At 32.5% G+C, this 15,704-nt stretch carries 11 protein-coding genes; 2 read left to right on the top strand and 9 right to left on the bottom strand.

What is annotated here, in order from left to right; translation table 11 throughout:
- Positions 1-26: 26 nt before the first annotated feature.
- From U0D62_RS00495 to U0D62_RS00465, 7 genes are all read right to left on the bottom strand, one after another.
- Positions 27-530, bottom strand: coding sequence for a hypothetical protein (locus U0D62_RS00495; protein ID WP_322193196.1), 504 nt, complete (start codon positions 528-530; stop codon positions 27-29).
- A gap of 884 nt (positions 531-1,414) precedes the next feature.
- Complete coding sequence (locus U0D62_RS00490) at positions 1,415-1,615, bottom strand: hypothetical protein (RefSeq protein WP_322193195.1); 201 nt, start codon at positions 1,613-1,615, stop codon at positions 1,415-1,417.
- 6 nt (positions 1,616-1,621) lie between these two features.
- On the bottom strand, positions 1,622-2,146 hold the full coding sequence (locus U0D62_RS00485) for a hypothetical protein (protein ID WP_322193194.1): 525 nt from the start codon (positions 2,144-2,146) through the stop codon (positions 1,622-1,624).
- 164 nt (positions 2,147-2,310) lie between these two features.
- Entirely contained in the window at positions 2,311-5,169 is a 2,859-nt protein-coding gene (locus U0D62_RS00480; protein WP_322193193.1) for a M16 family metallopeptidase, read from the bottom strand.
- 11 nt (positions 5,170-5,180) lie between these two features.
- On the bottom strand, positions 5,181-5,906 hold the full coding sequence (locus U0D62_RS00475; protein WP_322193191.1) for a hypothetical protein: 726 nt from the start codon (positions 5,904-5,906) through the stop codon (positions 5,181-5,183).
- Positions 5,907-6,009: 103 nt separating this feature from the next.
- Positions 6,010-8,184: a M3 family metallopeptidase gene (locus tag U0D62_RS00470; RefSeq protein WP_322193190.1), complete on the bottom strand. Its 2,175-nt coding sequence runs from the start codon at positions 8,182-8,184 to the stop codon at positions 6,010-6,012.
- A 10-nt stretch (positions 8,185-8,194) separates the two neighbouring features.
- On the bottom strand, positions 8,195-10,675 hold the full coding sequence (locus tag U0D62_RS00465) for a M14 family metallopeptidase (protein WP_322193189.1): 2,481 nt from the start codon (positions 10,673-10,675) through the stop codon (positions 8,195-8,197).
- 277 nt (positions 10,676-10,952) lie between these two features.
- Here U0D62_RS00465 and bshC point away from each other — a divergent pair, with 277 nt between their 5' ends.
- Entirely contained in the window at positions 10,953-12,548 is a 1,596-nt protein-coding gene (bshC, locus tag U0D62_RS00460; RefSeq protein ID WP_322193188.1) for a bacillithiol biosynthesis cysteine-adding enzyme BshC, read from the top strand.
- 75 nt (positions 12,549-12,623) lie between these two features.
- Here the strand turns inward: bshC and U0D62_RS00455 are convergent, their stop codons facing one another.
- Positions 12,624-12,962, bottom strand: coding sequence for a hypothetical protein (locus U0D62_RS00455; RefSeq protein WP_322193187.1), 339 nt, complete (start codon positions 12,960-12,962; stop codon positions 12,624-12,626).
- Positions 12,963-13,124: 162 nt separating this feature from the next.
- Positions 13,125-13,766 carry an alpha/beta hydrolase gene (locus U0D62_RS00450; RefSeq protein WP_322193186.1) on the bottom strand — a complete coding sequence of 214 codons (642 nt, stop codon included), beginning with the start codon at positions 13,764-13,766 and terminating at the stop codon, positions 13,125-13,127.
- A 369-nt stretch (positions 13,767-14,135) separates the two neighbouring features.
- Here U0D62_RS00450 and guaA point away from each other — a divergent pair, with 369 nt between their 5' ends.
- A complete protein-coding gene (gene guaA, locus U0D62_RS00445; protein ID WP_322193185.1) occupies positions 14,136-15,668 on the top strand; it encodes a glutamine-hydrolyzing GMP synthase in 1,533 nt (510 codons plus the stop codon).
- Positions 15,669-15,704: the final 36 nt, after the last annotated feature.

Raw genomic sequence — 15,704 nt, 5'->3', positions numbered from 1 at the left:
ATTGATCTAGATCGTTTTTTAGATATCTATTGTTTCTTTTTTCGATACTCTCCGTCAAATACAGTTGTCCAATCCTGACCTTTGTTAGTACTTTGATACCAGGTTTGTCTAACGGTATTATTTTGTGTTTTTTGCCACTTTATTTTGTTCCAAACACTTACTCCTTTCTGATTAGTAACCTTGTTTTGTAGAATCATTATACCATTTTCAAGATTTCCCTTGATATGTAATGTTAATCCACTATTATCTACCCAAAATTGTTCCCATTGATTTGTTCTTGGATTGTATTTGTTCAAGCTGGTCCCGTTATATTTTGAAGTAGTAGAGTGATAGGTTTCTTTAATAACCTTACCGTCAACAATACTTTCTATTTTGCTTTGACCAACTATAGAATCGGTGCCACGTTTATAAACGTCCCATTCTCCAATCCAGAAATCAAACTCTTTATATTTATTATCCTGAGCGCTTATATTAAATAAACCAAACAAGAAAATTATCACGAATAAGATATAATTACTTTTTTTGATCATTTTGAGTAGTTTTTGAGTGTCAATAAAAGTTTGCTAAATAAATATAAGCATTCTGATAGAAATCGAATATATCTAAAACAAAAAAGAGGAAGTATAATACTTCCTCTTTTAATGATTAAGGGCTCTTTGTATATCGTTTTTGGCTAACTCTAATTATAAAAAGAGAACCCCTTTTTTATTCTAAATTCGCGGCAAATGTATTCAAAAAAAAGGTGCGAAATCTTAAAGTTATTTTAAAGAATTTGGTTAGTAACGAAAGCTTTTGGGAACTCAAAATTGAATAATGATAATTAATAGAAGAGAAGAGAGAATTAAGAGGTGTTTATTTGTTAAAAAAAAGAGATTTTTGTTGGTTATTTGTGGATTTAATGTGATTTGTGCGATGTTGAATTTGTTAAGGAAGTGATAAATATTAACAATTTGGTAATATAGAGAAGACAAAAACCTTTGTTTTTATTGAATTATGATCAATCTTAAGCAATACAAGATGATTTGATAATTAGAAATTACTTTTTTAATAAGGTTATTAGTAAAAAGGAGAATAAAAAATTGATTTAAAAATTAAAGCTCTTTTTAAGGCACTTTTTTCAAGGTTTTTAAAGTGAATTTAAATAACTCTACCGTCATTACCTTCAGCTTTTTTCTCCATGGTTCTATTTCTACATTCTTTCTATAGTTATCTTGTTAAACTCTTTAGATTATTTGTATTTTTTTATTGTATAAGTATAGGAATCAGTGATTAGCTGTTCTAAGATATTTATGTTTATATCTGAAAGCTGATTAACGTATAAACAAGATTTTCCGGTCTTGTGTTTTCCTAATTGCGACAGTAGGTCATTATAGTTATCAAACCCTGTCATAATATATATGGATATATTTTTGGATCAAGAAGAGAAACCTGTTAGCAACCAATCTCCTTCTGTGCCGCTATCATATACATAATGATAACTATCAAACCCAACAATATCATTACGCCACATTTTTGGGTCTTCATTAGAGATTCTTTGCATAATTTCTATTAAGGTTTTACAATCTTGTCTTCGTTCAGAATCAGTTATGCTTTCTAGATAATCATTAATATTCATAGCTGTTTACTTTACTTTTTTATTTAAGATCGTTAACACTTTTTTTACTCTCGATTTAACAGAAGCGCTTTCTGTTTGCATGGCTATATCGCACAAAATTCTTAATTCTTGTTCGTATTCAGGAATCAATTGTACAACTTCATAAAAACCTTGAAATGCCCACGCTCTAACGAATTTGACATCATCTTTAAGGCATTTTCTAATAAATTGATCAATGATGTTAAGGGTTTCTTTGGTTATAGAAACTTTAGGAAGTAATTGTAAAATATGCAATTTTGCTTCCCAATCTTTTAAGGTTAAGCTTGTATTGAGTAATAAATCGATTAGATTTTGAGGCAAATTCCTTTTCTGATCATAATGATGTTTAATCAGCCAGGTAGCAGAAGTTTGAAGCGAAGTATTATTAGAAGTAATCTCAATTAATGTTATAAAGAATGAAGGTTCTTTATAATATTGGTCATAAATACTATTTAAATAATCAATATGAGTCCCATCCCATTCTTTTAAGATATGTGATAGCTGGTTATTCATAATGACTTAAAGTTTTTATTCTTTAAAAAATGGCAAGTAATATTTTAAACAGAACAATAAAATTGAGTAATTAAGTGATTAATTCCAAATGTTTTAATATGATAGGGTTAAAATAATTACAATCCGAGTTTTATTCATAAAACTCGGATTGTAATTATATTTTTTTAATCCTTTATGCTTTCATTTTTCTCATTAAGTAAAACAGGTGTGCCAAAACCTAATTGTTCTAGCTTTTTAAGTTGAGTTTTAGCATCTCCTACAACTAGGTAGATCATTTTATTAGGATCTAAATATTGATCTGATAACTTTTTAATATTATCTATAGTCATATTATTAACTATGTTTTCGCGTTGCGTTACATAATCTTTAGGATATTTAAAAGTGCTAATATTCATCAACATATTAATCTTTGAATTAGGAGTTTCAAAAGCCCTAGCATTACTTTTAATTAAAGCACTTTTGGTAATTTTTAGATCATCTTCATTATAGTTTTTACCATAATTTTGAAGAATTTCTTTAACCAAATCAGATGATTCATAGGTCACATTAGAGCGAACACCACTTGATATAGTGAATGCTCCTGGAATAGAACTTCCTGAAAACCTAGATCCTATACCATAAGTATATCCTTTACCTTCACGAAGTTGTTGAGTGAATTGCGAAGCAAACCCTCCACCTCCTAATCGGTAATTCATAATTTGTAAAGGATAATAATCAGCATCAGTAGCAGCTACAGCAGGATATCCAAAACGTAATTGGGATTGCTTAGCATCAGGAACATCATAAAAATACACTTTGGACTGTTCTGGTTTTTTAAGAACAGGTAAAGATGGAAACTTTACTTCTTTAGAGGTCCAGTTATTGTTAAGATTCGATAAAGAAGCTGTTACAGATTCTTTTGAAATATCTCCAACGATATGTACTTTGGTAATATTAGGAGCGATATTGGCTTCATAATATTGTTTTAAGTCATCTAAAGTAATAGAGTTAACAGAAGCTTCAGTTCCCAGATTATTGTGAGAAAGAATATGATTTTCACCATATATAAGTTTTGCATATTGGTTGGCAGCAATGCTTCTAGGACTCGCTTTTTGCTGCTGAATACGACTTATTGTACTTTGTTTGATAAGATCAAACTCCTTAGCATCCCATCTTGGTTCAAGGATTATTTCCTGAACCAAAGCCAATGTTTTGTCATAGTTTTTTGATAAGGTACTACCAGTAATAACGATATTTTCATCTCCTGCAAAGATATTGACAGAAGCTCCCAGGCTTTCAATAGCATTTTCAAGCTCTTCTGTTGTTTTATTCTTAGTACCTTTTGTCATTAATTGCCCTAATATATTAGAAACTCCCACTTTATCGGTCTTTTCTAATAATAAGCCTGCTCTAATATTAATACGAAACTGTACTAATGGTACTTCATCATTTTGAATACCATAAACTTCGATTCCTGATGATAATTTGTCTTCCCAAACTTCTGGAACGTTTACAGCAGGGCTTTCTCCATAAGAAGGTTCTATGGCTCTATCAAAGCTAGAAGGAGTTTTTGTGTATTCTGCAGCAATACTGGCATCAAAAGATTCTTCTGCACCTTCAACAATTTTTTCTTCTGCTACTTCGGCAAGTTTAGAGTCTTTTAGAACCAAATCAGTTTGCCCAATAGGTACAAAGCTAGTAGCTATTACATGTTTTCCTTTAATATATTTGTTATAAACGCGCTTAACATCTTCGGCAGTTACAGCAAGTATATTTTTTACATCCTGATTTATAAATCCAGGATCTCCTGCAAAAATTTCATATTGCGCTAATTGAAATCCTTTACCAAGAACGCTGGATAATCCATTATAAAAATCAGTTTCCTGTCCTGCTTTTATGCGATCCAGATCTTTTTGTGATATACCTTCGGCTTCAAATTTTGCAAAAGCTTCAGTAATGGCAGTATCAATATCATTTAGATTAGTTTTTTCGAATCCACGGATAATTAAGCGATACTCACCAGCTAATTCTGATCCAAAATTGAACATTGTTACATCAGGAGTAAGTTGTTTTTCTTCTACCAATACCTTGTTAAAAGGTGCTTTCTTTCCTTCAGATAAATAACTACTCAATACCTCTAATGGATAAGAATCAGGATGATAAACAGGAACAGTTGGCCAGGTTATTGTTAATTGCGGAAGACGAGCAAAATTATCTTCATAGTATAATTTTTTAGTCTCAGATAAAGCTACAGGTCTTTTTTCTAATGGTGAAATATCTTCTCCGCGTTTAATCTCATCAAAGTATTTGTGAACCCATGCTTTTGCTTGATTCTGATCAAAATCTCCAGCAATAGTTAAAGTTACATTATTAGGTACATACCAACGATTATAGAAATCTTTTACATCTTGTAGGGTAGCATTTTGAAGATCTTCAAGTGATCCTATCACTTGCCAGTTATAAGGATGATCAGCAGGATAAAGATTTTTACCAATTACGTAATTTACGTGTCCATATGGGCGATTGTCTACACTCTGACGTTTTTCATTTTTTACTACCTGTTTCTCTTTAGCTAGAACGGGATCTGTAACGGTGTTTATAAAAAAACCAAGTTTATCTGCTTCTGCCCAGATCATTTTTTCTAAGGCATCTTTGGGTACAGTTTGATAATAATTAGTACGATCACGACTTGTAGAGCCGTTGGCTCCTGAACCTCCAATACGAGCACTCATTTTATCTAATCCACCTTTTCCCAGATTCTCTGATTCTAGAAATAATAAATGTTCAAATAAATGAGCAAAACCTGTTCTTCCTTCTTTTTCTCTTGCAGAACCAACATGTGCGGTTAGTGCTACAGCTACTACTGGATCAGATCGATCAATGTGGAAGACGACCTGTAAACCATTATCTAAGGTAAATTTTTCAAAATCTACTTTGAATTCTTTTTTCTCGATAACTTCTGAAGCTACAGGAGTATCTTTTTTACAAGACATTACGATTCCTGCAAAAAGAAGTACCGGAATTAAAAATCTAATTGTTTTCATGATTGACAAATTTATTGAGTTTTTGTTTTTATTTTATTTGTATCGGTTTCGCTTAAAATGATAAGTTTCTGCCAGATCTTTCTACTTAGCCCTGTGGTTAAGATTTCAATTTCATTTACAGCCCTTACAACTGCTTCATCAGGTAAGCTTTGAGAATATAAAGCAGCAACCTTACCTATCAATGCTGTAGCTTCTGAACAATAGTCTAAATAACGTTGTAGCTCAAACTTTGACAGAGGACGTTTTGGAGAGTTCTCTGTAGCAAATTGAGGTAGATCATTTACATAAGGATCTTTTGTTAATTGGTGCATATCGATCACATGAGCTATAACTCTTAAATCATTCAGGGATTTAAGAGCGCGCCTGGTTTTTAATCTCGATTCAAGAGATATCAGAAAAAAGATAGCGGCTCCCAATAATATAATATCATTAAATATAGCTTCTGATACAGCAACTACATTAGCTAGTGTGGTGTTCTCGATCTTAATATCGATAAAAGTAATACTATATATTAGTCCGCATAAACCAATTAATATAATTAGATATGAGAAAAATCGTAAAGGTATATTAGGAGCAGAAATCCATTGGATGTTTTGTTTGCTCTGCTGGGCAGTATCCAAGAATTGATGACATATTTCTCTTAGACTCGAATCCGGGAACCGGTCTGATACCCGCTTTTCTAACAGGTCAATAGTCTTGATGATTTTCTCCGGTTTAAGATATATGTGATCATTCATATAAATTGATGATGCTAATTTTGATCAATTTCTTATGGCTTTCATAATTCAATACATCTCTTATTAAACTTGTTTTTTTAATAAGAGATGTATTGTATGAGGATTATTGTTCTTTTGGTACCGGAAATCCTCGATCTTTCATTAATGCTTCAATCTTGGCATCACGACCTCTAAATTTACGATAGGCTTCGGCAGGATCCATGGCATTGCGAGGTGCAAATAAGTATTTTACAAGCTTTGCTGCTACTTCTTTATCATAGAACCCGTCTGGAGCTTCTGCAAATGCTTCAGCTGCATCTGATGTTAGTACATCAGCCCACATATATCCATAGTATGCAGTAGCATATCCTTCACCAGAAAACACATGACCAAAATGAGGTGTGCGATGACGCATTACTAATTCTTTTGGCATTTTTAACTCGGTTAAAGTTTCTCTTTCAAATGCATCTACATCAATATTTGTAGGATCAGCCAGGTGAAATTTCATATCCATTAGAGCAGAAGCAAGATATTCTGTTGTCGCAAACCCCTGATTAAAAGTTGCTGCTTTTTTGATTTTATCTACTAATGCTTTTGGCATTGGCTCACCTGTTTTATTATGAGTAAGATAATTATTGATCACTTTATCGGTGGATAACCAACGTTCTAATAGTTGAGATTGAAACTCTGTATAGTCTCTTACACCACCATTAAGAGTTGGGTATCGAACTTCAGAGGAAAAGAAATGTAATGCGTGACCAAATTCATGGAAGAAGGTAGTGGCATCATCCCAGGATACTAAAACAGGTTCTCCCGGAGCGGGTTTTACAAAATTAGAATTGTTAGATCCTAAAACTGTTTTTTTACCATCAAAAGTAGTGTGACTTCTATAAGTAGTTGCCCAGGCTCCTGATCGCTTACCAACTCTGGCAAAAGGATCTAAATACCATAACCCAATATGTTCTCCTGTTGATTTGTCATTTACTTCCCATACTTTAACATCTGGATGAAATACAGGTACTTTTCCTTCTTCTACTGGTGTAAATTTGTAATTAAACAATTCGCCAGCGACAAAAAACATAGCTTCTGTAAGTTTGTCTAATTGCAGATACTGTTTTACTTCATCAGAGTCAAGATCATATTTTTTCTTTCTTACTTTTTCTGCATAATAACGATAATCCCAAGGTTCAATGGTTATGTTGTCTCCATTGGCATCAGCTACAGCTTGCATATCCACAACTTCTTCTTTTACTCTAGCAATTGCAGCAGGCCAAACAGCATTCATAAGCTTCATTGCATTTTCTGGGTTTTTTGCCATACGATTTTGTAAACGCCAATCAGCAAAATTATCGTGGCCTAATAGACTTACTCGTTCTTTACGTAGTTTTAAGATTTTAGCAATGTTCTCATTGTTATCTTTTTCATCTCCATTATCACCACGAGAGTAGTAATTTTTCCAAACTTTTTCGCGTAATGAGCGATCAGTAGAATAGGTAAGGAAAGGATCCATAGAAGATCTAGAATTAGTAACTGCATACTTACCCTCTTGCCCTTTATCTTTTGAAGCTTTTGCATAGGCTTTAATCAATGGCTCTGATAGGCCTCCTAATTGATCTTTTGTTAAGTAAGTAACATATCCTTCTTCATCAGCCAATACGTTGTTAGAAAAACTAGTATATAATTGAGAAAGCTCTTTATTAATTGCTGCGTAACGTTTCTTCTTTTCTTCATCTAACTCAGCTCCATTCATAGCAAAGCCTTCATAGGTTAATTGCACTACACGCTGTTGATCTGTTTCTAAAGGAGTTTTTAAAGAGTTCTCGTAAACCGTTTTGATGCGATTAAATAATTTTGAATTTTGAGATATTTTGGATTGAAATTCTGATAATTTCGGTGCCATTTCTTTTTGAATTTCTCTAAATTCAGGAGATGATATATTACTACTTAAAATACCATAATATGTAAATACCCTGTTTAGTTCTTGCCCAGATTTTTCCATAGCTATTATGGTATTCTCAAAAGTGGGAGCATCAGAACTATTAGCAATCACTTCAATCTCTTTTAAATTTAATTCCATTCCTGTCTCCAGAGCAGATTTAATATCTTCTACTTTCATTTTATCAAAAGCAGGTGTTCCTCCATAAGGACCAGTCCAGGTTTCTAATAAAACATTGGTTATCTCTTCTGAATCAGTAGTCGTCGTTTCCACGGTTTCTTTCTTTTTGTTACAACTCGCTAATAAAACAACAGAAAATAGTGCTATTACGGCAAGTTTTTTTGGGATGTGATGTGTATTCATGAAATTATTTTTAAATCCTAAACTTATTATTATTGACAAAGAATATGGCATTGACAAAGAATAACTTTCCATTTTCCCAGAAAGATCTGAATAATGGATTGTCAACCATATAAATAACGCTTCCACTACCTAATCTTGCTTCACCAAAAACCAAGGAATTGTTAAGGCTTTTTAAAGCGTCTTCTCCGGCAAAACCGGATACGCTAGTTGGATTTTTGATGTATGCAATATTATATCCGTCTTGTAAAAATTTATAAGAACTACTACCTAGTTTTAAACTGAAATAAGAATCACTATATCCAAATGCCATTGGATGCGAAGTATCTACTTTGGTTTTAAAAATACTTCCGGTAATAAAATCTTTTACACTAGTTCGTTCTCGTTGATCATATGGGATTAAATTGCCTATAGAATCTTTTTCCTCCTCGTCAGGTTTGTTAGTTTTTAGATCAAAACCGTCTTTTCCTGAAAAAGCATTTACAGCATTAGCTAAGGCGATAACTTTTCCACCGTTGCGAATCCATTTGGTTAATTTCTCAAGAGCACCTTTATCAAGATATCCATTGTAATACCCATTAGGCATGATTAACACATCGTATTTGTCAAGATCAGTTCTTTTAAAATAATCAGTATCTATAGAAGTTATTGGAAATTTTAATTGTTGCTCAAAGAAATACCAAATTTCTCCATAGCTTAGTGATGAAGTATAATTACCTTTTAAGACTGCGATTCTTTGATTGTTGATTAGTTTTACATCTGGAGAACCAAAGTCAACACCACTGGTAGCAAAACTACTTGGTGCAGTATGTAACTTTCTTTTATGCTTGTTAGCGATTTCAATTACAATCTTATCATAGTTTTTGATTGTTCGATTATCACTTTTTGTGATTATTAAACTCCCTTTTTTAAAGTTTTGCGAACCATTCGAAAAATCCTTTTCACTAAAACGAACTTTGATATCGTTTTTTAATAGATCAGCCATAAAAGCGGCATCATCAAGACTATTCCATTTAGAAATATATCCTGCTCCTGAAGGATTGGAGGTGTTGTTTATGGTGTTTGATTTTTTGTTTCCATTTGCAGGAATTAAAGATGTGGTGGCAATAGCTTCTAATCCGTATGCATGAGGAACACTCCAAGCGGTGATATCATATGTAAGAGGATCACTTAATTTTGCATCGGGTTCAAATAATACTTTAACCATTTTACCTTTTGGTTGATTGGTACTTACTACTAAAGCTCCATTTGCATTAATGCTTCCTTGTTTATTAGCTCTAAAATCAAATCCAGAAACTTTAGCTGCATTGGTATAACCATATTTGATATCATGCTTATCTAGAAGGTTGATTAGTGCCTCCATATTATCGGCACTACCATTGAGTACATAACTCTTATATTTTAGATTATCATTATTAAAGAATTTTTTAAACTCAGCGTTCAGTTTTTCTGCATTTTTTGAAGATATCTCTACTGTCGATAATCCTGTGGTAGTATGATGAAGAGCACGATCTTTTAAGGTCAGTACATATCCTTCATCTGTTTGTATTCCTAATCCTGCTCGTCCATGACCAGCTTGCTCATAAGTCATTCCTATGGCACCCATAAATGTAGGATAAGTATCTCCATAACTTGGGTATAATAAATCAAAACGCTCTCTGGTAAAGAACAACCAACCTTCAGCATCAAAATAACGAGCATGATTTTTACCGATTTGTGTTTGAAAATCACGTTGCCAAGGTGTGATAATCTCATGGAATGGTTCTGCCGCCGGAGCAAAATAGTACGGTTCGTTTATACCTTGTTCATGAAAATCAACATGAACGTGTGGCATCCAGGTATTGTAAATTTTTAAGCGTTGTGCAGATTCTACTTGAGTGGCCCACGCCCAATCTCTATTGAGATCAAATAGGTAATGATTAGGTCTTCCTCCAGGCCACGGTTCATTATGTTCTGTTGCACTTTGATCAATATTGTAAGGAGTCGCTTTTACTTGATTATACCAGTTTGCATAGCGGTCACGACCATCAGGGTTGATACAAGGATCTATAATCACCACTGTGTTTTGCAACCAGTCACTTTTTTTGGTAATTAATTCATATATTGTTTGCATAGCAGCTTCTGTACTTGAGGCTTCATTACCGTGTACATTATAACTTAACCAAACAATCGCTTTTTGAGGATTAGCACTACCATCTACTACTCCTATATTTTTAAGATTGTCTAATCGTATACTTTCAATATTTCTTATGTTATCCTCACTAGAAACTATAGCATATGTTAGTGGTCGGCGTTCATTTGTTTTTCCATACGTATGATAAGTAACCATATTAGAATTATCAGCTACGTGGTTAAAATAATTTACAACATCAGCATGACGAGTAAATTGATCTCCAATTTCATAGCCCAGAAATTCAGCAGGAGATTTTAATTGAGTTTGAGCGTAAGATAATAACGTCGTTGCGACAAAAAGCGCGAAGATTATTTTTTTCATTCAAGTAAAGGTTATAGGTCATATGTGTTAATTGATACGGCCTTAAAGTTAGATTCTTAAATCAGAGTTTTGTTAAGTGATTGAGTTTAGAAAGGTAAAATACCGAGTTAAATTTAGGATATAATTCGCATTAACTAAAATTTAGGATTTAGAATACCCCATATTTATAAATTTTGGGTATTGATGAAATATTATCCGACCTCAGTATTAAAAAAAATATAAAAAGACAGATCAAATTACAATCTGCCGTATATTTAGCAACTTAAAAATTTATTATATGCCTAGTGACTGTATTCCGTTTAGAGATGCGAATTACTTTTCTACATTTATCTGTGATTATTTAGACGAAAAAACTGAATTACAACAATTCTATAATCGATTTCCGAAATTAGATAATTTTAAAGATCAAATAGAAGAGAAAAAGCAGTCTTTTTCTGATGAAGCGCGAGGTGTTTTGGTTGATGCTTTAAAAAATCAATATAGTAATATCAATGTTTCTGAAGTTACTCAACAAAATATTGAGCTATTATCAGATACCAAAACTTTTACAGTAACTACGGGACATCAATTGAATTTATTTACGGGGCCTTTATACTTTTTATATAAAATTGTCTCTACAATTAATCTAACTACGGTTTTAAAAGAGAGATATCCAGAATATAATTTTGTACCTATTTATTGGATGGCTACAGAAGATCATGATTTTGATGAAATAAATTACTTTAACCTCTTTGGGAAAAAAGTTCAGTGGAATCGAGCTGATGGAGGAGCGGTAGGAGTAATGAATACTAAAGGTTTAGATAAAGTTTTTGACATTTTTTCTTCAGAAATAGGTACGGGTCACAATGCAGAATACTTAAAATCACTTTTTAGCGAAGCATACTTAAAACATGATAACCTTGCAGATGCGACTCGATATTTGGCTAATGAACTTTTTACTACTTATGGTTTAGTTATTATTGATGCCAATGATAAAGGGTTAAAACATCTTTTTATTCCTTATATGAAAAGAGAGCTTGAAGAGCAGGTTTCGTATCATACGGTAACTCCTAAAGCAGAAAAATTAGATAAAGAAGGATATAAAGTGCAAGTAAACCCTCGTGAGATCAATCTATTTTACTTATCTGAAGGATTACGAGAAAGAATTGTAGAGAAAGAAGGTGTTTATTTTGTAAACGAAACGGATATTTCTTGGAGTAAAGATGAGATTATAAAACATTTAAACGAGGAACCGGAGAGATTTAGTCCAAATGTAATGATGCGACCATTATATCAAGAGGTGATTTTACCTAACCTTTGTTATATAGGTGGAGGAGGAGAACTTGCTTATTGGTTAGAGTTAAAAGATTATTTTGAAGAGGTAGATGTACCTTTTCCTATGTTATTACTTCGTAACTCAGTACTGTTGAAAAGTCAAAAACAAGCTGAAAAAGTAAAGAAATTAAATGTTTCGGATAAAGAGCTATTCCTAAAACAACATGAGTTGATCAATCGTAAAGTAAGGCAAATTTCGAATATCGATATTAATTTTGATCCGCAACGAAAACATCTTATTGAACAATTTAAAGAGATGTATGAATTAGCAGAACAAACAGATGTTACTTTTCTAAATGCTGTAAAAGCTCAAGAAGTAAGACAGCTTAAAGGCCTGGATGTTCTAGAAAAAAGGTTGCTTAAAGCACAAAGAAGAAAACTAGGTGATCAGGTTAAAAGATTGACTATAATACAGAATGAGTTGTTTCCTAATCAGAGTTTGCAGGAGCGTACTACGAATTTTTCTGAAATGTATTTAGAGTATGGCCAGGAGTTGATTCCTGAGTTGATAAAATATCTTGATCCATTAGGAGGTGAATTTTCAATTATTACATTATAGGTTTAGAAAATCTAAACTTGAGTTTATATTACTTAGCTAAGTATTTTAATTTGCTTAGGGATTGTATTTTTAATTTTAGGAAAACAACCTTCTTATCCAGTTAGGAGAACTATTCCATATAATACTTTTGGACCAGTTTTTAGTTTCTCTGAACTTTTTCCTTAGCGTACTATTTTTTTCTTGTGTTAATTCCAACGGAGTTTTATAAAAACTTGATACTTGATTGTTTGATTGTTTTTGTTTCACGAATAAAGAATCCGTCCTATTTAATGAGTATGTTATTGTGCTATCAACTAGTGTGATACGACTTTGTAATGTATTTTGTCCTAGTATAGTTGTAGTATTACTTATTACGATGACAGTAATGATTAAGAATTGGTAAAATACATTTGATAGTTGTTTTTGTGCTTTCATGATTTTGGGTTTTAAGAGTTGGTTGTTCAAAAATAGCTTTGAAATGAATTTATTTTGGTCATTTATCGATCAGGTTTATATAAAGTATAGATGAATGGTTGTTTTGTTTAGTTGACTGGTTTTGTGATATTTGTGTTTTTTGGTTCTCTAGATTAAAAGAAATCACCATATATTATTTTCTAACCATCGAGTTAATTCTCTTAATTCGTTTTTGTATTGAGAGGGAGGCGTATCATTTTTTCCTTCTGCTTTAAGAAATGTAACATTGCACCCAATTTTTTTAGCAAGTGTATAGGCTTTGTTTGCTTTTTTTAAAGAAAAATATCGATCCGTGGTACCATGTATGATAAATATTGGAGTCTCTATTTTTTTAGTAATATTAAAGTTAGAAACCATTAATACTACCGTAGAAAACAAGTATCCTTTTTGTTCTGCTAATTTGGTAGCCTGTATAGCTCCATTACTATAACCAATTAAGGTGATCTTATTCTGATCAATAGAATAGGCCTTTATCGCAGTAGATATAAAATCTGTAATAATATTTTCTAATAATTTTTCATCCGGTTTTTTCCAGGAGATTTTTGGGCTGAAAATAATTCCTTGATGATCTTTTAGTCCAGGTACAATTAGGCTATCTCTAAAACTGATATATTTTTCATCAACCCCGCCAGGTAAAATTATATAGAGAGGAGGTTTTTTGTTATCAACCTTATTCGGGATATAAAGATCATATTGATCGTGATACATTGATTCAAAAATATCCAAAACCAATAACGATTCATTAGCGTAAATGTTAGCGTTCATGATAATGGTTAAAAGAAATAGAAAGATAGGATTTAAGTTAAGCTTTAAAGTCTTCATGATTTTAATTATTGTTGTTATTGAAATAAAAGTAGCTCAATCAAAATCGCAAAGAGTTAAGGTTTCGATCAGGTAGAATTCAATATCGATCGATGGTGATTTTCTTTCGATTAGTTGATTTTAAATAATTAAAATTTGAATTGTATTAATAATTAACTTTAAGTTTTTAGAAAACTAAATTGTTTTGTTAAAACTGTATTTAAAAGGAGGTAAGAATGAGCATATTTCTTTTCAAATAAAAAATATGTCCTTTCTGTTGAAAATTATCTTATTTAGGATTTCAGGGTTATCAATTTAATTTTATTTTTGCCTATGCAAAACAACAATGTACTTATTTTAGACTTTGGGTCGCAATATACCCAGCTAATTGCCAGAAGAGTTAGAGAATTAAATATCTATTGCGAGATTCATCCTTATAACAAATTACCAGATAATTTATCAAATTTTAAAGCTGTTATTCTGTCGGGTTCACCTTTTTCGGTACGTGCAGAAGATGCTCCGCATCCGGATCTATCAGATATCAGAGGTAAAATGCCACTTTTAGCAATTTGCTATGGAGCACAATACTTAGCTCATTTTAGTGGAGGTGAAGTAGCTCCGTCCAATACACGTGAGTATGGTAGAGCTAATCTTTCGTTTGTAAAAGAAGGAGAACAATTTTTTGAAAACATTATAACAGGTTCTCAAGTATGGATGAGTCATAGTGATACAATAAAAGAGCTTCCTACAGGAGCAGTGTTATTGGCAAGTACCCATGACGTTACAAATGCTTCATATAAAATAGAAGGAGAAGATACGTATGCTATTCAGTTTCACCCAGAAGTATATCATTCTACAGATGGTAAACAATTACTTGATAATTTCTTAATAAAAATAGCTGGTGTCAAAGCAGAGTGGACTCCGGATTCTTTTGTAGACACTACTGTTGCTGAGTTAAAAGAAAAAATAGGAAGTGACAAAGTAGTTTTAGGGTTGAGTGGAGGAGTAGATTCTACCGTAGCAGCCGTATTACTGCATAGAGCTATAGGAAGTAACCTGCATTGTATTTTTGTAAATAACGGATTATTACGCAAAGATGAATTTTCTTCTGTTCTAAAACAGTATGAAGGTATGGGGCTTAACGTAAAAGGAGTAGATGCTTCGGCACGTTTTTTGGATGCCTTGTCAGGAGAAAGTGACCCAGAAGGGAAAAGAAAAATAATTGGCCGTGTCTTTATAGAGGTTTTTGATGACGAATCTCATAAGATTGAAGATGCGAAATGGTTAGGACAAGGTACAATTTATCCTGATGTTATAGAATCAGTATCGGTAAATGGACCATCTGTAACTATTAAATCTCATCATAATGTTGGAGGATTGCCAGATTTTATGAAATTGAAAGTGGTAGAGCCATTACGTATGTTGTTTAAAGATGAAGTGCGTAGAGTTGGAGCTTCTATGGGATTAGATCCAGAGTTATTAGGAAGACATCCTTTTCCTGGGCCTGGACTTGCAATTCGTATATTGGGAGATATTACTTCAGAAAAAGTTAGTATTTTGCAAGAAGTTGATGCAATCTTCATAAATGGATTGAAAGAAAATGGTTTGTATAACAAAGTATGGCAAGCTGGGGCAATTTTATTGCCAGTACAGAGTGTTGGAGTTATGGGAGATGAGCGTACATACGAAAATTGTGTTGCACTTAGAGCGGTAGAAAGTACAGATGGAATGACAGCTGACTGGGTAAATCTACCATATGAGTTTTTACAAAAAACTTCTAATGCAATAATAAATAAGGTAAAAGGCGTTAATAGAGTAGTATATGATATTAGTTCAAAACCGCCTGCAACTATTGAATGGGAATAATTGTTAAGTATAAGACTGTAAGGTTTTGTAATTTAA

Source organism: Aquimarina callyspongiae, assembly GCF_034322225.1.
GTDB lineage: Bacteria > Bacteroidota > Bacteroidia > Flavobacteriales > Flavobacteriaceae > Aquimarina.
The sequence above is the reverse complement of the archived record's forward strand: the minus strand, read 5'-3'. Positions and strand labels throughout refer to the sequence as shown.

Excerpts from the sequence above, each read along its gene's own strand:
- U0D62_RS00495 (WP_322193196.1), bottom strand. The coding sequence starts at position 530 with ATGATCAAAAAAAGTAATTATATCTTATTCGTGATAATTTTCTTGTTT.
- U0D62_RS00490 (WP_322193195.1), bottom strand. The coding sequence starts at position 1,615 with ATGAATATTAATGATTATCTAGAAAGCATAACTGATTCTGAACGAAGA.
- U0D62_RS00485 (WP_322193194.1), bottom strand. The coding sequence starts at position 2,146 with ATGAATAACCAGCTATCACATATCTTAAAAGAATGGGATGGGACTCAT.
- U0D62_RS00480 (WP_322193193.1), bottom strand. The coding sequence starts at position 5,169 with ATGAAAACAATTAGATTTTTAATTCCGGTACTTCTTTTTGCAGGAATC.
- U0D62_RS00475 (WP_322193191.1), bottom strand. The coding sequence starts at position 5,906 with ATGAATGATCACATATATCTTAAACCGGAGAAAATCATCAAGACTATT.
- U0D62_RS00470 (WP_322193190.1), bottom strand. The coding sequence starts at position 8,184 with ATGAATACACATCACATCCCAAAAAAACTTGCCGTAATAGCACTATTT.
- U0D62_RS00465 (WP_322193189.1), bottom strand. The coding sequence starts at position 10,675 with ATGAAAAAAATAATCTTCGCGCTTTTTGTCGCAACGACGTTATTATCT.
- bshC (WP_322193188.1), top strand. The coding sequence starts at position 10,953 with ATGCCTAGTGACTGTATTCCGTTTAGAGATGCGAATTACTTTTCTACA.
- U0D62_RS00455 (WP_322193187.1), bottom strand. The coding sequence starts at position 12,962 with ATGAAAGCACAAAAACAACTATCAAATGTATTTTACCAATTCTTAATC.
- U0D62_RS00450 (WP_322193186.1), bottom strand. The coding sequence starts at position 13,766 with ATGAACGCTAACATTTACGCTAATGAATCGTTATTGGTTTTGGATATT.
- guaA (WP_322193185.1), top strand. The coding sequence starts at position 14,136 with ATGCAAAACAACAATGTACTTATTTTAGACTTTGGGTCGCAATATACC.